At 44.4% G+C, this 17,373-nt stretch carries 12 protein-coding genes; 8 read left to right on the top strand and 4 right to left on the bottom strand.

Features of this window, described 5'->3' with window-relative positions:
• Window positions 1–141: 141 nt before the first annotated feature.
• Window positions 142–741, bottom strand: coding sequence for a Yip1 family protein (locus tag AC51G0_RS13930; RefSeq protein ID WP_496299218.1), 600 nt, complete (start codon window positions 739–741; stop codon window positions 142–144).
• Window positions 742–1,013: 272 nt separating this feature from the next.
• On the bottom strand, window positions 1,014–1,889 hold the full coding sequence (locus tag AC51G0_RS13925) for a LysR family transcriptional regulator (protein WP_496299217.1): 876 nt from the start codon (window positions 1,887–1,889) through the stop codon (window positions 1,014–1,016).
• Window positions 1,890–2,236: 347 nt separating this feature from the next.
• Between AC51G0_RS13925 and AC51G0_RS13920 the strand changes: the two genes are divergently transcribed.
• A complete protein-coding gene (locus AC51G0_RS13920; protein WP_496301955.1) occupies window positions 2,237–3,286 on the top strand; it encodes a response regulator in 1,050 nt (349 codons plus the stop codon).
• A gap of 247 nt (window positions 3,287–3,533) precedes the next feature.
• Here the strand turns inward: AC51G0_RS13920 and AC51G0_RS13915 are convergent, their stop codons facing one another.
• On the bottom strand, window positions 3,534–4,925 hold the full coding sequence (locus tag AC51G0_RS13915) for a peptide MFS transporter (RefSeq protein WP_496299215.1): 1,392 nt from the start codon (window positions 4,923–4,925) through the stop codon (window positions 3,534–3,536).
• Between the two features lie 412 nt (window positions 4,926–5,337).
• On the opposite strand from AC51G0_RS13915, the gene rfaH reads away from it, so the two are divergent.
• Window positions 5,338–5,835, top strand: a complete 498-nt coding sequence (gene rfaH, locus AC51G0_RS13910; protein ID WP_496299214.1) for a transcription/translation regulatory transformer protein RfaH — start codon at window positions 5,338–5,340, stop codon at window positions 5,833–5,835.
• Window positions 5,836–5,922: 87 nt separating this feature from the next.
• Entirely contained in the window at window positions 5,923–6,831 is a 909-nt protein-coding gene (galU, locus tag AC51G0_RS13905) for a UTP--glucose-1-phosphate uridylyltransferase GalU (protein ID WP_496299212.1), read from the top strand.
• A 216-nt stretch (window positions 6,832–7,047) separates the two neighbouring features.
• On the opposite strand, the gene folD is transcribed toward galU, so the two are convergent.
• Entirely contained in the window at window positions 7,048–7,905 is an 858-nt protein-coding gene (gene folD, locus AC51G0_RS13900) for a bifunctional methylenetetrahydrofolate dehydrogenase/methenyltetrahydrofolate cyclohydrolase FolD (RefSeq protein WP_496299211.1), read from the bottom strand.
• Window positions 7,906–8,912: 1,007 nt separating this feature from the next.
• On the opposite strand from folD, the gene AC51G0_RS13895 reads away from it, so the two are divergent.
• The 5 genes from AC51G0_RS13895 to AC51G0_RS13875 all read left to right on the top strand — a co-directional run bounded on the left by AC51G0_RS13895 (window position 8,913) and on the right by AC51G0_RS13875 (window position 17,048).
• Window positions 8,913–10,334 carry a tyrosine-type recombinase/integrase gene (locus tag AC51G0_RS13895; RefSeq protein ID WP_496299209.1) on the top strand — a complete coding sequence of 474 codons (1,422 nt, stop codon included), beginning with the start codon at window positions 8,913–8,915 and terminating at the stop codon, window positions 10,332–10,334.
• A 221-nt stretch (window positions 10,335–10,555) separates the two neighbouring features.
• Window positions 10,556–13,717, top strand: coding sequence for a hypothetical protein (locus AC51G0_RS13890; protein ID WP_496299207.1), 3,162 nt, complete (start codon window positions 10,556–10,558; stop codon window positions 13,715–13,717).
• On the top strand, window positions 13,710–14,342 hold the full coding sequence (locus tag AC51G0_RS13885) for a hypothetical protein (protein WP_496299206.1): 633 nt from the start codon (window positions 13,710–13,712) through the stop codon (window positions 14,340–14,342). Before AC51G0_RS13890 ends, AC51G0_RS13885 begins: the two co-directional genes overlap by 8 nt.
• Window positions 14,343–14,395: 53 nt before the next feature.
• Window positions 14,396–14,881 (top strand): hypothetical protein, encoded by a 486-nt coding sequence (locus AC51G0_RS13880; protein WP_496299204.1) that lies wholly within the window; start codon window positions 14,396–14,398, stop codon window positions 14,879–14,881.
• Window positions 14,868–17,048 (top strand): AAA family ATPase, encoded by a 2,181-nt coding sequence (locus tag AC51G0_RS13875; protein ID WP_496299203.1) that lies wholly within the window; start codon window positions 14,868–14,870, stop codon window positions 17,046–17,048. The genes AC51G0_RS13880 and AC51G0_RS13875 overlap by 14 nt, the downstream gene beginning before the upstream one ends.
• Window positions 17,049–17,373: the final 325 nt, after the last annotated feature.

Raw genomic sequence — 17,373 nt, 5'->3', positions numbered from 1 at the left:
TAGGACCCAAAAACAAAAAGCGAGAGTTGCTTGACTCTCGCTTTTTGTTTCTACAATCTGCGACGCTTCACGCTTCACGCTTCACGCTTCACGCTTCACGCTTCACGCTTCACGCTTCACGCTTCACGCTTCACGCTTCACTTAGTGACTAAACTGCGGCCCCAATCCGATATTCCATAAAATTACCGACCCGGCAATAATCGATACCAGTAAAACCAAACCGCAGGTGACAATTGAGCTGGAGTAGATAAAGCCCCGCTCTTCAGGAATATGCATCAAAATCGGTACACCGGTGTAAAGCAGGTATACTGAGTAGGCGACACCAATCAACCCGGCAATCATCAAGAACCACACCTGGGGGTAGATGGCTGCAATACTGATCATAAATAATGGGGTTGCCGTGTAGGCTGCGAGCTCAAGCGCCTGGGTATAGGTGGGTGTTGAACCAAAGGTATGGCTCATCCAGTATGTGAGGTAGGCGAGGGCAAACACACCCGCGACAAGCGCGAAATACATTGCAATGGACATACCTAAAGCACTGGACTGGGTAAGGAAGATAGGCTCGCCAACACCTATTCGCCAGCCAATAAATACACTAGATATAAAGGCAAATGTCGGTGGTAGCAAGGCGATCAGCAAGATGTGAGAAAGGCTGCTTTGGACTCCTTCATGTTCCTTGTCAATGGCACGCCACTCTTGTTTCGGGTGTGTGTATAGCCCGAATAAATGTCCCAGAATCATAACGTTTCCTCGTTATCATGTGCGGTATTTCGCACGATAAGGTTATTGGTTCAAAGAACACTTTTCCCAAATCACGATTGTGCTCTTAGCTTTACCGAACAGAAAAATTAGCTGACCTTAGAGCCTGGGTCCATTGGCACGAAGATCTTCGGTGGGATCAGGAAATTACTCTATTCAGTATATTAACGTTTAGTCTGGGTTATCTGGCTTGGCAAGAAATTGGTACTAACCAGCCGGAGTCGTCGGCTGGTTACACAGGTAGATGAAGGGCGCTATAACTTGAAATATTCGCTGGCGAATTCAATAAACAGACGTAGTTTTTCTGGCTGATAATCCCGGTGGTTATAGAGCAAGTAGACTTCCCGCGGGTTAGCTGACCAGTTTTCCAAAATGCGCACCAGTTCGCCCGATGCGATATATTTTTCTAACATAACATCTGGCATTAAGGTAATGCCTAGGCCGCTCATACAAGCCTTGCGAACCACATTGAGCTGGTTGGCTTCAAAGCGTCCCCGTTCGTTAACGGCAATTGTCTCCCCGTTACTGTCAGATAAACGCCAACGGAGTAATGGCTTGCCTTTTAGCAGGGAGTGCTGGTGAAGATCCTGAGCATGCTTGGGCTCTGCGTTATTCTTCAAGTAGTCGGGGCTGGCAACCAGAATATCTTTGACCGCACTGATGCGCCGGGCTATCAGGGTCGAATCACGCTGTGGGCCGACGCGGAAGATAACATCCCAGTCAGTAGGATCAAGCTGCTCTGGCTCACTGCTCATATGCAGTTCAATATTGATGGCCGGGTGATCCATCATGAAGGCATTGAGCATTGGCTGCAGCATCACTTTTGTGAGGTTAGAAGGGGCTGCAATTCTTAGTTTACCGGCTGCACCTTTGCACTCCTCACTGATATGTTCAGTTGTATCGACCAACTGCTGGAGCAAAGGGCTGCAATCGTCATAAAATTTCTGACCGGCTTCAGTTAATGAAAGCTTTCGGGCATGACGGTTTAACAGACGAATGCTAAGGCACTCTTCTAGTGCTTGGATCCGTCGGGTTAATGTGGCGACAGGGACCTGGGTTTTTCGCGAGGCAGCGGTATAGCTGCCATTTTCAACAACCATTCGAAACAAATTTAAATCGTCAAGCTTCATAGATATACAATCACTGAAAACTAATAATTGGGAATGGTATAACAAAATGTGTGTAAAGGTGTCATTATCCTAACAAGTTTTGCTGTAAATCAAGATCCTCACCGTCCCGCTCATCCAGCCGCCAGCTTTTAAGCCTTGAAAAGGTTAATTTTTGAAGTAGGTTGCATAATCAAGTAATTTCCGATTCGAAAAGTGCGATTGTTATGACGGAACATCAATTCCGACCTATGCTTTTGATAGGTTGGTTAGCAATTCGGGGTTTCATGCGCACTTATTCTGATAAAAATATCGATTCCCCTGATCAAAAGCAGGGGGGAGCAAACCATCATTCATGGAGGGCACAGCCTTTGCTAGAGGATAAAGATGTTCTCATTGTTGAAGACGACCCTGTGTTTCGCGGAATGATCACTGGCTTCTTAAAAAGCCAGGGATGTCATGTACGTGAAGCAGAAGATGGACTAGCAGGATTACAGGCTTTAAGAGACAGTATTCCAGATGTATTGCTTTGTGACTTGGCGATGCCGGTGTTGACCGGTATGGAGTTTGTTGAAGAGATCTCTGTGCAGTACCCAATGGTACCTGTTATCGTGATTTCCGGTACCGGTGACATGGCGGATGTTGCAACCGCGCTGCGCCATGGCGTCAAAGACTTTCTGATTAAGCCTCTTGATAACATCATGGTGCTGAAGTCAGCAATACTCTCTGTCTTAAAATCTCAGGACTCTGCCGTAGAGAACAGGGATTTTTCTAGCCAGTGGTTTGGTATTGGTGAAGATGAAAACTGCATTGACGAAGAGCTGGAATGGCATATCGAAGAGCTCAAAGCCAACCCTCGAGCTGCACGGGAGTTGCTGTTGGGGCTAATGCCGGAAACTGAATCAAAGCAGGGAGACTGGCAGTTAAACTATTGTGTTTTGCAGTCTGCTGATGTCCAGCCGGTACTGCTGGATTACACCTGGTTGATGGACGGTCGGTTGGCCTTTTACTTGGTGGATTCGTCGGCGGATAATGAAAACGGTACAGCAACTACACTGCTTATTCGTGCTTTTTTTAATGATTACCTGCGTACTCGAATGTCCGATGAAAGTGATATTCGAAGCCTGATCCAACTTATTGAGAAAGGGATGAAGCATTCAGGCTATGCGGCCCCCATTAAAGCCTTGTTCGGGATATTTGATGCTTGTGATAAGAGCCTCTCTGTGACTTCTACCGGTTTGGCGGCAGTACTTCAGACTAGTGAAGGAAATAAAGAAGTTGTTGCCCAACCGTGGCTGGGTATGAATTCTTACCAGAACGACACGATAGAGCTGCAGCTGTCAGAGTCAGGTGGCCGGTTATCGCTGAGCGAAATTGGATCGGCCAGTTTTAGTCTAACGTTGAAGCGGTGTGGGTTTTAAGAGCAGGTTACACTTCGTTCCGTGAGGCGAGGGCGCTTCGCTTCGAGAAGCGGGAATTAAAAAGCGAGAGCTATTGTTGACTCTCGCTTTTTTGATTTTAAAATTCTTCACGCTTCACGCTTCACGCTTCACGCTTCACGCTTCACGCTTCACGCTTCACGCTTCACGCTTCACGCTTCACGCTTCACGCTTCACGCTTCACGCTTCACGCTTCACGCTTCACGCTTCACGCTTCACGCTTCACGTTTCACGCCTCAACCGGCTTAGCGTCGGCCATGTCGTCTTCAACAACTTTACCTTCAGCACCATGCATCCAGCGGATTAGTTGATTTGAGCAAAGTAGCAGTAGCACACCAGCAACAGTTGCCGCGATAGCAATACCACTGAAAATAGCCATCGGACCTGCTTCACCTACGTTTGCACCAATAATACCAGCCACATAGTTAGCAACGGCGTTGAAACCGAACCATGCACCCATCATCAGCGATGCCAGGCGAAGTGGTGCCAGTTTAGTGACCATTGACAGACCGATAGGAGATAGGCACAGCTCGCCCATAGTATGGAAGAAGTACGCGCCAATCAGCCAGAACATTGAAGTTTTAACAGTGATATCGCCACCTTGCTGCATCACCGCACCAATCATGCACACGAAGCCGATGGCAAGGAAAAATAGACCCATGGCAAATTTAGCCGGAGAGCTTGGCTCTTTCGGACCCATTTTTACCCACAATGCAGCAATCACAGGAGCAAGCGTGATGACAAAGAACGGGTTAAGCGACTGGAACCAAGCCGCAGGCACTTCAAAACTGCCAATCATACGGTCAGTGTATTGCTGAGAGAAGATGTTCATCAGGCCACCGGCTTGCTCAAAGCCTGCCCAGAAGATAACGACGAACAGACCCATGATCATAATAACTTTCAGGCGGTCACGTTCTTGGTTGGTCAGCGGTTCTTTTTGACCTGATTTATTCATAGCCGCAGCACGTTTCGCTGCAGGCTCTTTACCGATATCACCCAGTAGGCGCTCGGCAAAAACAAATTGCATAACCAGGCTGAATAGCATGCCGATACCGGCAGTCAGGAAGCCTGCTTTCCAGCCGTATGCGGTAGATGCTGAGCCAGCAATGATCCCTGCCATTAGAGCACCAAGGTTGATACCCATATAGAAAATGGTAAAAGCACCGTCACGACGGTTATCGCCTTCCTGGTATAAATCACCAACCATAGTAGAAATGTTCGGCTTGAACATACCGTTACCAATGATCAGCAGGCCTAGGCCCAGGTAGAAGGCAGTAACGGAATGTGGGTCAACCATGCTGTTTGGTAATGCCAAGGTAAATTGGCCAAGGGCCATCAGTACACCACCGATGATGATAGAGCGGCGCTGTCCAAGGAAGTTATCGGCAATCCATCCACCTATTAGAGGAGTGATGTAGACGAGACCGGTGTAGATGCCGTAGAGGTTAAGTGCGTCTTGAGTCGACCAGCCAAGGCCGCCATTGATGGTTTTATCTGTAAGATAAAGCACCAAAATTGCGCGCATGGCATAGTAAGAAAATCGTTCCCACAGTTCTGTTCCAAACAGTAAAAACAAACCTTTTGGGTGGCCAAATAATGTACCACTTTTCAGATTGCTCATAATTATTCTCTGTATTGAGTTGTATGTGTGTTTGCAAATTCGGCTCTTTTTATAATGTACAAACTTTTAAACTGCAAATTTTCACATTTGCAGAACAAATGAAAAACAACGCAACCCATTGATTTGTCAGTGGTTGCATATCATTTGTCCAAAAGTGAAAACTCAGATTTACCGGTGTGATAGGGATGTATATTTTGGTTTTTGCCTGATTTTAAGTGCGCATGGTTATTTTTTGGTTTTATTGTGGTTTTATATGCTGGTTTTTTGGGTTTTTAATGGTTGTTACAATTGTGATGCCTTGAAAACACTGTTTTTTACATATGATCAATTATTTGGAATAAGTTGTTCTTTGTTTACTAGTACTTATAATTTAGGAAGTATTACAGTTGGCGATAGTTAAGCAGAGAAGATTATGAAAGATTGGTACCTTCTATATTGTAAGCGCAGCGAGCAGGAGCGCGCAGTGATCAATCTTGATCGTCAAGGTGTTGAGTGTTATTACCCTCAGGTGACAGTGCAGAAAATTGTCAGGGGGAAACGAACTGAATGTTGTGAACCCTTGTTCCCGGGTTATATGTTTGTTTACTTTGATCCTGAAGATATCAGCTATACAACGATCCGTTCAACGCGTGGTGTCGCTGATTTTATTCGCCAAGGAGCTAAGCCGCAGACGGTACAGCCGGATCTGATCTATGGGCTGATGATGAATGAGGACAGCGAGGAGCATCAAGCGAAGCTATCAAGCCTACCACGGCCAGGTGAAAGCCTGAAGTTAATGCAAGGCCAATTCAAGGGCATTGAAGCCATTTACCAAGAGCCTGATGGCGAGAAGCGTTCGTTTATGTTGATTAACTTGCTTGGAAAACCGGTTAAAGTCAGTATTCAGAATGAAGATATAGTGAAGAAATAATCCTCAGTATTTACTGTTGGCTGCCGTGTCGATACTTTATAGCCTGTTTGTTATAGTTTGCCCGATTATTAATTAATGGAATTAAGAATGTCTAATACTTCCCCTGTCCGTAAAGCGGTGATCCCGGTTGCCGGCCTTGGCACGCGTATGCTGCCTGCAACCAAGGCGATCCCTAAAGAAATGCTGCCTATCGTGGATAAGCCGCTTATCCAGTATGTGGTGAGCGAGTGTGTGGCAGCAGGTATCAAAGAAATTGTGCTGGTAACCCACTCATCAAAAAATTCCATTGAAAATCATTTTGATACTTCTTTCGAACTGGAAGCAACGCTTGAAAAACGTGTTAAGCGCCAGCTGCTAGATGAAGTGCAAAGCATTTGTCCGAAAGACGTGACGATTATGCATGTTCGCCAGGGGCAGGCAAAAGGCCTGGGCCATGCTGTGCTTTGCGCCCATCCGTTGGTAGGAGATGAGCCGTTTGCTGTTGTTCTGCCTGATGTCATTCTTGATGATGCCGCCAGCGATTTGCGCAAAGAGAACATGGCCGCGATGGTGACGGCATTTAACGAGACTGAGATCAGCCAGGTTATGGTAGAGCCAGTACCGATGTCTGATGTATCAAGCTATGGTGTGGCAGATATTAATGGTTCTAAGCTCAAGCCGGGTGAGACGGCGCCAATGACAAAGGTTGTAGAAAAACCAAACCGTGAAGACGCGCCTTCCAACCTGGCGATTGTTGGCCGCTATGTACTTCCTGCTGAAATATGGGGCTTGCTAGAGCGAACACCTGTTGGCGCGGGTGATGAAATTCAGTTGACCGATGCGATTGATATGCTGATGGAGTCAAAGCAAGTGAATGCATTCCATATGTCAGGCAAGAGCCATGACTGTGGCAGCAAGCTGGGCTACATGCAGGCTTTCGTTGAATACGGTATGCGTCATCCAAGCCTGGGCGAAGATTTCACGGCTTATTTGAAAGAAGTCGCGAAGACGCTTTAAATTACTAGAACCTAGGATAAAAAGGCCCTTGGAAGAACAGGTCCTAGGGAAGAGCGAAAGCTGGGATAGTTTCAAGTCTCGGATAATTTACCCTCCAGGACCCAGGACCCAGGACCCAGGACCCAGGACCCAAAATACAAAAGCGAGAGCCAATTGCTCTCGCTTTTCGTTCTTACACTTTTATCTATGAACTAGGATCTAGCGACTCGACTCTTTTTAATCCGAATGATACTGCTCACAAGCCAGTAGCGTATTCTCTATCAAAGTCGCAACCGTCATAGGTCCAACGCCACCTGGTACCGGCGTGATGTGGCGGGCTTTCTCGCGGGCAATATCATATTCAACATCACCAACCAACTTACCACTGTCTAAACGGTTGATACCGACATCCATAATGGTAGCCCCTTCTTTAATCCACTCTCCTGGGATGAAATTAGGCTTGCCTACCGCGATAACCAGAATATCTGCTTGGCGGACATGCTGTTCCAAGTTTTTGGTAAAGCGGTGACAGGTTGTGGTTGTCGCGCCAGCCAACAGTAACTCAAGGGTCATCGGGCGGCCGACAATATTAGACGCACCAACAACAACGGCGTGTTTGCCACGAACGGCAATATTGTAGCGCTCAAGCAGCGTCATGATGCCTTTTGGGGTACAAGAACGTAGCTTAGGAATTCGCTGGCACAAGCGGCCGACGTTGTAGGGGTGGAAGCCATCAACATCTTTTTCCGGATCAATCTGCTCAAGTACTTTGGTCGTATCGATACCGGCAGGTAGCGGCAGCTGAACTAAGATGCCGTCAATTTCATTATCATTGTTTAGCTCATCGATCAGGGCCAGTATTTCAGTCTCTGAAGTGGTTGCCGGAAGGTCGAAAGATTTGGAGACAAAGCCGACTTCGTCACAGGCCTTGCGCTTGCTGCCGACATAGATTTGTGAGGCAGGATCCTGCCCGACAAGGACGACGGCTAAACCAGGGGCACGCAATCCCGCTTCAACACGCGCTTTAACACGTGCTCCCACTTCTTGACGAACGGTTTGGGAGATTAGTTTTCCATCAATAATTTGAGCGGCCATGATTATCCTTTGGGCTGTAGTTAACTGAGCATGATGCCAAACAGAGTAACTATCTGGGCTATTCAGGGCAAGCTCGCCGAAATAAGCCAGATAGTTATTCTATTTCGGATCGTATTGTCGCAAAGAATGTGAGTGAGATCTATAGCGCAAACGTTTGCCTTTCTGCGATTTGATAAAAATATAGCAATATATTGAAAAAATGTTATGAGATGAGTTTGGTATAATTGTGTAGTGAGATCTATTCTTTCGGAAATGCTGTCAGTTACCGGGTGAGGTGGTGTATACAGCACAGTTACTTACTGAATTTAATACAAATTGTCGTTACTTTGAGCGCTTGGTGCGTAAGGGTAAGAAATTCAGACAAAAAGCGTTGACGTGACCGTCAGGGGACGTATAATCCCGTCCCGTAACTTCTCGTTACGCCTAATGATGCGCCCTTAGCTCAGTTGGATAGAGCACGTGCCTTCTAAGCATGTGGTCGCAGGTTCTTATAAAGTATAAGATGGCAGTGCATACGTAAGTTGAAAAAAATTGAATTTCGTTCTTTGACTGTTATAGTCGTGGAACAAATAAAGCGCCCTTAGCTCAGTTGGATAGAGCACGTGCCTTCTAATTCGCTAGATGATTCTGGTATTCGAATTGGGCATCTAATTGGAAACGGTTAGATTGTAAGACGTCAAATTCGGGGAAACCTTACTCGTTGAGTTGGCAATCCCGAGCCAAGCCCATCATAGATGGGAAGGTGTAGAGACTAGACGGCGTCTACCTAAAGCTGAAAAGCTATGGTAAAGGGATAGTCCAGCGCACAAAGCCGCAAGGTGGTAGCGAAAGCTATAGTGTGATGAAGCATGTGGTCACAGGTTCGAATCCTGTAGGGCGTGCCACATACGAGAGCACAGCAATTAAATTTGCTGTGCTCTTTTTTTTGTCTATTGGCTATTGCGCACTGCGCTTGCACTTGTATATAGTATAAAAAGCATAAAACGGCAGTGCATATGTAGGAACTAATGGAATCCATCAATTTCAAACTGGCAACAGGTGAACAATCATACGCCTTATACATTAATGGTGAGCCAGTTGAGGCATACAATTGCTACATAAATGATATAGCTAGAACTGGCCCTGTTAACACAGTTAAGAGCAAAGCCTCAGACCTCAGAATCTTTTTTGCTTATCTTAATGCTCTGGATGATCCAAATGAAATTGCTGAACTTGAAATTGGAAAGAAGACAGGTACACCTCTCCTAACTGAGATGGTTTTACAGTTTCCACAATACTTATCAACAGGGTGTAGCTCTCCACCTACATCACTTGCATACCTTGCTGCTAAAAAGACCAAACGAAAACCAACCGCACATGGTACTAACCAAAGAATAATCTCGACAGTCAGGGGGTTTCTGAAGGAGTCAGCTCAACTTCAGGCTGAGATGCACACTGCATATGATCTTGGTTTAATTGACCTTTCTGTTGCGCCTGATGTTATGTTTGGAGAGTCACTGTTTCGACAAGCGGTGCCTGTTCAGCAACGAAAAGCTCTGATGAAGAAGTCTGTCATTGCAGGTGTCTGCCGTAACGGCCCAAACCTATCTAAGACCACAATACTTAAGGCTAGAAAGGGATCTTATCCTTCACAGGACGCTGGCTCGTCTGTAAAGAAAGCTCTCCCACACGAAGATGCCCTACCAGTCCTCAATGAAGCTAAAACTTTGCGAGACCGTTTGTTCTTGTCACTTATCATGGGTACAGGTTTACGGGAAATTGAAGCTGCCAACGTATTGCTGGATGATATTGATGTAAAAAACAGAACGGTTAGATGCGTTAACCCTAGGTTGCGCCCCGTTGCTTACGGCAACTCATTCGAAGCAGTGAGTGGTGAGACAGCGCGTAGTATGGCTTACAAAGGGCGAACCACTTCAGAAACCTTCTTTATTGAGCCATTCAGAACGATATTCTTCGAAAACCTTAGGGATTACCTTGTACTTGAGAGACAGCCGTTAAGTGTTGGGCATAAATTTCTCTTTGTTGTCTTGAGAGAATGTGACTACAAAGGTCGTCCGTTATCACTTAGCTCTGACAAAACTAGACAACACCCATTGAGGGAAGCTTTGAAGCGAGTTTATGAAAAGAGAGGTTTACCTAAACCAAGAGGTTGGGCTTTGCACTCCTTAAGGCACCTATACGGTGTTCATTGTTTTAATTACTTAGTCATTGGGTACGAGCCTGATGGTTGCCCTATTCAAGGGCTTGATAAGCACGTTGTCCAACGCCTAATGGCTCATGAGTCAATAACTTCTACAGAAGTTTATGCAATGCCTGTTATTGAGCGTGTCTTGGAAAAAGTCGAAAAAGCTCTTGGGTACGTTCAGGGCGGTGGGATTAACGCAACAGAAAAACTATTACTTAATAGTCATTTTGGAGCAAAACTATAATAATGACTTCATATCGGTATACGAAAGAACAGCTAGAGTCCATTGGTAAGTCGCTGACTGATGATCTGGCATATTTCAGTCCTAATGAAGCCCCTGCTCGAAACAAATTCCAGAAAATGTGGTGTGTGTGGTGGCTACACAACAATGTTACCTCTTGGACTGGTAAAATGGTTGATATCTTACTGGATAACGTATGTGTCTCTTCTACATGGAAAGAGACTATGGACGTCCTTATACCTGATAACGACATCACAGAGAATCAGAAGGGATTCTTTCGTTCTGTCCTAATGTCACTATTAACTAATGCCGCCCGAAAGAAAGTTGTCAAGTTACCATCCCACTTACGATGGGATACTGAAGTTGTAGATGAACTTTTATGTCAATCGCCACTGAGCATCTGCTATCCGAGACTTGCTTTGGAGGTATTAGCAGATTCCTCTGATACTCGACGTGAAGCCTTCAAGACTCACTTCTCCTCAAAGCTCAACGGCATCAAGATTAAGCCGAAATCTCTAAGTGCAAGTTCGAATTTGATTGCTCGATATATGTTATGTCGTGGTATTGAGTCGTTTAAAGAAATGACTGCTGAAGATTTTGCCGACTTCCGTATTGAACACTATCTCGATAGGCCTACCACAGACATTCCTTGGCGCATCCTTTGTGAAGCATATGAAAGAAATGGCTTTTTACCTGAGGGATGGGTTGAGGAATGCATTGAGGTTCACACCCGACGTAAGTCTTTAGCAATTGCAGAAGTTGCAAAGAATACAGGTGTGGCCCCAACAAAGCGCAGTGGATATACATCGAACACCCTAGGGGATTTCCGTTCTGTTTATCAAGGACAGCAGAGAATAGAACTAGGTGAAACTTACAGTAAAGGTGTAAAGCTACTCTACACTCCTGAAGGAGGTGACGATGTTATTGCTTTTGGCGATTATACTCTCAGCCGAAAGATAGACATGTATGCTGTTGAAAATCTTTCCGAAGATAGCTCTTGGACACGCGCCCAGCTCGCATGGATAGATTTAACAGGCATTGAGCGAGGCACAGCAAAATACAGGGCAAATTCTCTTCAGTATATTAACGCTTACATCTTTGGATATCTTCCTTGGTTCTTCAAACAGCACCCTAATTGCTTATTCGAGTACCCTGATACACCAAGTAAGTTCATAGGCAGCGTCTTTGTAAAAAGAGATCCTGTTATTCACAGGAACTACAAGCTGCAAGCTGAAAAGCAAGATAAAGAATTAATCTACCCAGTGCCGCTCTTGTCGTTCATTGAAGGCTTAATTAACAACTCCAGCTCAAACACTGTTTCTAGTAATAAAAAGAATAGCTTGCGTGATATTTGTGCGACACTAAGAAGATTCTTCGAAGCTGTTATTGATCGATACGGTAATCTTGATGAGTACAACCTAAGAAGCAATCCGATACCAACATTGAAGCACGTTGGCTATGCACGCTCCGGTAAATCAGTAAAGGATACCTTTCACCTTGGGTATTGGGTGGTGTTTCGCATGTTTATGAAGGAACTTGCAAAAGCCTCATTATTTGCTTCGAGTAAAGAAGTAGCTAAAGCCCTACCTACACAAGATGCTAAGTATCTGAATGACCTCAGAGTTAAGCAATCTAAAATCAAAGGTTTTGAGCACATTAATGACATCAAACACTCTAAATCTTTTGATAAATTAACGATCCCTGCATCTATTGATATAGGTGGAGAAAAGCGTGAAATCGGTGAGGTAGAGTTTCCCGCATGGCTGCGTGGTCGCCTTAAGAAAATGACTGTAGGCGATAGTGCTACGCGAGTAGATCTTGGTAACTACTTTCATTTACTTGCTCTAAACGTATCAGCATATGCTGGTCAGCGTTCATCAAACGCCGCTAACTTGTGCGCAGATACATTTGATGCTGATTATGTTCCTACTCTTGCAGATGACCCAGCAACCTCACATGTCCCGTTACGTGTAAGAACAGATAAAGTAAAGGTAAATGGGATAGAAAGTTGCATCCAAGAAGATGTGATGATGATGCTATGCCACGCAAAGGAAGTCCGAAAGCACTTTTCCCTAAAGAGCTTCGTTGAGCCTAGGGCGTATCAAGATAATGAATTATCTGTTCATGGGAGTTTTAGACCACTACTGCAAGGTACAGCATCTCATAAAGATATACATCCAAGCATGAATCCTTATATTTTTATGTTTGAGAAGTGGTTGGAAAAACAAGGGGTTGAGTTCGAATCAAAGATTACCCTTACCCCTAATAACCTAACGGTTGATCAATTCGAGGTTGTTAAAACGCACAACCTGACTGATTTAACCAAAGTGATGTTGATTGAGTACGAGGAATGGGGAGACCCAGTTCCTTTCTCCCCTTTAACACCCAAGACAACTTTAACGCCACACAGTTTTCGTGTTCAGCTAGTCACAGTAATTAACATCACAACAGGTGATGTTGAAGCTGTGAGAATGTTCACTGGGCAATCTGATGGCATGATTGGTTTTTACACCAAGGCTACTCCACAGGATGCGGCGACTCTTGCCAAATTGGAGAAGAAGATCAACCAGAGTAGCGATGTTGTATCGGTGGGTGAATCCTCTATAACTGAGGAAAACCTCATTCAAATTTTCGACTCTCTTGATGATAACAGCAAAGACTTGCCTTTCTTTGCGGGTTCTGGCGATGCACTCAGGGTACTAAGGGAGTCTGGCGGTCGAGGCTTGGCGATTAACTACACCCACATTTGCCCCTATGACAACAAATGTCCTACTGAGGTTATTAATTTACATGGGCGTATGAACTGCCATGAATGCACGCATGCATGTATCACTAGCCATAATAAAGTTGCTATTGCGGCAGCAGCACGCAAGGCACTTGATGAGGCGAAGGAATATAAAGTCATGACAGTAGTTTCGAGCAATGAATCTGAGAAAGCGCAGTTGCAGGCGAAGTTTACGGAACAGATTCAAATTGCATCACATTGGATTGCCCGACACAACTACATCAGACAGAACCAAGATAAGTTTGTCATTGCAGGCTTTGATGCCTTAAAGCAATACAATTACGTGCCTGAAAGTGAATTTGCCAATGGCCTACTAGCAAAGTTGCAGGAAGTTAGCGGTGTACCTTCATTGCAAAGCCAGAACCTAAAAACAATGGCAACTATGCTTGCACGCAAAATCAGTACCAAGGTGCAGCTTGAGACTCTGCCTGAGCTTTCTGCTGAAACACAAATGATGCTGAAGTATGACCCGGTAAAATATGTAGTTCACAACTTAAATATGCTGGCTCAATTAAAAGGTAGTACACCTGAGGCACTACTAGCAGAGACTAAATTACTGGAAAGCGATACGCCATTAATGGAGGAACTTCAACTTGTCTAATGAAATTAAAAGCCATGACGAAATGGTAAGGCTCAAGCTGAAAGGCGTAATCGACCGTAGAAAAGTCATTGAAAGCATCCTAAGAGATATGGATTGTGACTTTTATGAGAGCTTCACTGCACTCAGCAATGCTGTTGCTGACAAATACACAAAGCGAATGGGTGAGCCTATGAGTGGCTCTACTATTAGAAGGAAAGGCAGCAAATACAAAGCTCTTGTTCAAAGTTATTACAAGACCGAAGAACGGATTAGAAATCAATATCAAGATCGGGAATCTCAACTGGAACAGGAGTTATTGGTAACCCAACTCGATCTCAGTAAGGCCACAGAAGAGCTAGCTAATGCACGTAAAGCTCTTGCTAACAATAATACTGAGATGGATAAATTACGGCTTGAGAACATTGAGTCTTGCACGGCTGAAGGTGTAGCACAGGAGTTTTCAGATAAGGAAATTGCTGCCTACAAAGTAATTCTGGAGATGGCGAAGGCGTATGAAGACTTTGGTGTTTCAACTGATGGTTTTAATATTTCAGCAATGAACATGCAAGGTGAAATCAAAACACTTATCAACAATGATAAGTGCCCTGCATTTTTTAAATGGTATAGGGAACAGCTTAAGGGTTAACAGAAATGAGTTTAGAGACAGGCCAAGTAAGGCACTCGACATTTCGATTGTGGGTGTACAACCATATTGATATGAGTATGTCATGCAATGCTTCTGCTGATAAACTCAAGGATATTAAGGAAGAGCTAGACCTAAGCGACATAATCATCTCTGAGGCGGGGGTCTTAGATCTTCTTGCTCACATTAGTAATCAGACAGGCTTGTTTGCTCCACAAACTCTCGCTGATACGCTTGGGTTTCCAAATCGTGATAGTGTTCGCAAAAGCAAGTCAATACAGGCTGATCTAAAGACCCTGTTAGGTTACCTAGTCTCAAAAAAACACCTGCAACCACCACCTGATAGGAAAGGCTCAGCATCACGAGGGAAGGTATCCTCTGCAAACAGCACCAATTCAAGTGATCAGGCTCTTGTTGCTGAAAATGCTGTGTTGAAAGCTAAAATCGCTCAACTTGAGGCGGAGTTGGAAAATCGAGGTAAGGCTGGCAGATTTGCTGATGTAATTGCCAAGCATGGAGTGGTTTTCTTTGAAGAGCATTAATAACCTTTGGACGATGCGTGTGATTGCCGTCTGGCTTTCCAATACCAATTTAATCTTCACGGCTGAACGGATTGACGGCCATGAAATCGACCCTGAGATTAGTGAAAAAGACAAGTTATACCTAATCAAGGCTCCAAAGGATTCAAACGCCATCCCGCTCTCCAAAGGACAGCAATGGAAGATTGTTGGGGACTACGAGGGGAAACCTGAAGAATTAAAATTTAACTCAGGCAAAAACCGTAAGCGCTATACAATTTTGGCTACCAATTTACGTTGCTTGAAACCTGATACAGGTGAAGAGTTCATACGTTATGTCTCTGATAGCCCTGATTTTAAGGGAATTGGGAAGTTCAAAGCAGAAGATATATGGGTCAACCTTGGTAAAGATGTATTCAGGTACGCTTATGAAAATGACGAGTCGAAATTTGACTTCCTAACCCCAGAAACAGTCAAGGTATTCATTAAAGCCTGCAAGAAGTATTCAACGCTGGAACACGCTGAATGGCTAAGAAAGTTTGGTTTCAAAACCTCAGTGATAAACAAAATTATCACCTTTCATGGAACTGACTCAATTGAAGCAATTAAGGCAAACCCTTATCTAGCGGTTTCACTTGGAATGTCATTCAAAGAGGTTGATGATCTTGCTCAAAACCAAGATACGTTCAATATATCTGCTCCTGACGACGAAAGGCGCTTGATTGCCGCACTGGAATACGTAGTTCAGAAGGAACTTGAGAAAGGTCATACAGTAAGTAGCGAGAATACTCTTTACAAGCCACTAAGAAGTCTTCTCGGGAACCAAGGATTAGCCTTCAAGGCTTTGAGTTTAGCAAGTAAAGCACCTCAAGTTCGTCAGTCTGATTATGGTATTCATGCTTATGCCCCTCTGATAATGGAGCATTTCATAGCAGTCGAGTTGTTACACCTTAAATCCCTAGAGACAGTTTGGTCTTCTGAGATGGGCAGGGCTTTCAAAGATGCTCAAAGGGCACTACCTTTTGAACTAACATCGAAACAGAAAGAAGCCGTCAAAACAGGAATGACCAACGGTGTCTTTGTTTTGACAGGTGGTGCAGGTACGGGAAAGACCACTGTACTAAAAACTCTTTTCAAAGCTCTAAATCAAATAGGATACACTGTTTACCCAATGGCGCTTGCGGGGAGAGCAGCAGAGTGTATTCGTGAAACTACGGGATACTTATCTCGAACAATACATGGCGCAATCTTCAGTGGAGACATGAAAGCCGGGGATAAATCAGTTGTAGTTATTGACGAAGCAAGCATGGTGGACATTCCACTATTGTTTCGACTTTTGAGAAAGGTACCGGAGGATACAAGGTTTATATTTGTGGGTGACCCATATCAATTACCGCCTGTGGAATATGGCTTAGTACTTCATGATTTTATTAAAGCTGATTGTTTACCGACTGTTGAGTTGGATGTTGTAAAGCGTTCTTCGGAAGAAAGCGGTATCCCCGAATACACTAGATTAGTCAGAAACGGAATTGCTCCTGACAACTTGACGACTGGGAATATTACTTTTCATAACACACCTAAGCGGGAGTTCACGAAGAAAGCTGTAGAATTGATGAAGCAAGCCGAAGGTAGTGCTATGGTGGTTGCAGGTAGTAACTCAAGGGTTTCTGAAATCAATCGAGCGACACAGTTTGCTATCAACCCTAAAGGGACGCCTATATTTAACCACGAAGAAGGTGATGTGGTTGATATCTACAAAGTTATCCTCAGGGAGGGTGACCCGGTTGTATTCACCAAGAACTTCTGGGATGAAGGGGTTCAGAATGGAAGTATGGGACTTTTAGAGGAAGTACGAAGGGGAAATGGTGCTTATGGTTCTGTAAACGTCTCAGGTGGCTCTACAGTAGTGATAACAGATAATCTTCTAAAGCATCTGACAGCATCGTACTGCATCACTGTACACAAATCTCAAGGCTCGCAATTTGATAGGGTTATCGTAGTTGTCGATACTTCAAGAGTGATTGATAGATCATGGATATACACCGCTCTGACTAGGGCTAAAATTAAAGTTGATATCATCAGTACAACTGAAATATTTGAGAAAATAGTTGCGGCACCTCCGGTATTTGAGGGGCGAAGGACATTCTTATGGCATCTCATTCAAAATCCTGATTTTAAAACCGCAGCTTAAGTACAGCACTTTATAAGTGAAAGCCTCGTAAAAAAGCGAGATTTCAACTAATAGGCAATCGCAGGAGTATAGTGAATATGAATAAGTGTGTTAAAGGTGATCCTAAAGAGTTAAGCCATCATGAGAGAAAAAAAGCTTATTACGAATGCTAGGATAAAGGTGACTTTGATATTGCTCGTGACTGTAGATACAGAACTATAGAAGCAATGATTATGTATGGTTCTGCGTCTGAACGACATAGAGGTGATGGTGCTGAAATTCCAGTAACATTTCCTGTGTACAGTGAAATGGAAGTACTATTCAAACAACCATAAGGTAGTGTCAC

The organism is Photobacterium sp. HL06 (assembly GCF_059552575.1).
Note: the sequence above shows the minus strand (reverse complement) of the source record. Positions and strands in the feature narration are given on the sequence as shown.

Bases quoted from the DNA above. Each gene is read 5' to 3' on its own strand.
- AC51G0_RS13930 (WP_496299218.1), bottom strand. From the start codon at position 741: ATGATTCTGGGACATTTATTCGGGCTATACACACACCCGAAACAAGAG.
- AC51G0_RS13925 (WP_496299217.1), bottom strand. From the start codon at position 1,889: ATGAAGCTTGACGATTTAAATTTGTTTCGAATGGTTGTTGAAAATGGC.
- AC51G0_RS13915 (WP_496299215.1), bottom strand. From the start codon at position 4,925: ATGAGCAATCTGAAAAGTGGTACATTATTTGGCCACCCAAAAGGTTTG.
- rfaH (WP_496299214.1), top strand. From the start codon at position 5,338: ATGAAAGATTGGTACCTTCTATATTGTAAGCGCAGCGAGCAGGAGCGC.
- galU (WP_496299212.1), top strand. From the start codon at position 5,923: ATGTCTAATACTTCCCCTGTCCGTAAAGCGGTGATCCCGGTTGCCGGC.
- folD (WP_496299211.1), bottom strand. From the start codon at position 7,905: ATGGCCGCTCAAATTATTGATGGAAAACTAATCTCCCAAACCGTTCGT.
- AC51G0_RS13895 (WP_496299209.1), top strand. From the start codon at position 8,913: ATGGAATCCATCAATTTCAAACTGGCAACAGGTGAACAATCATACGCC.
- AC51G0_RS13890 (WP_496299207.1), top strand. From the start codon at position 10,556: ATGGACGTCCTTATACCTGATAACGACATCACAGAGAATCAGAAGGGA.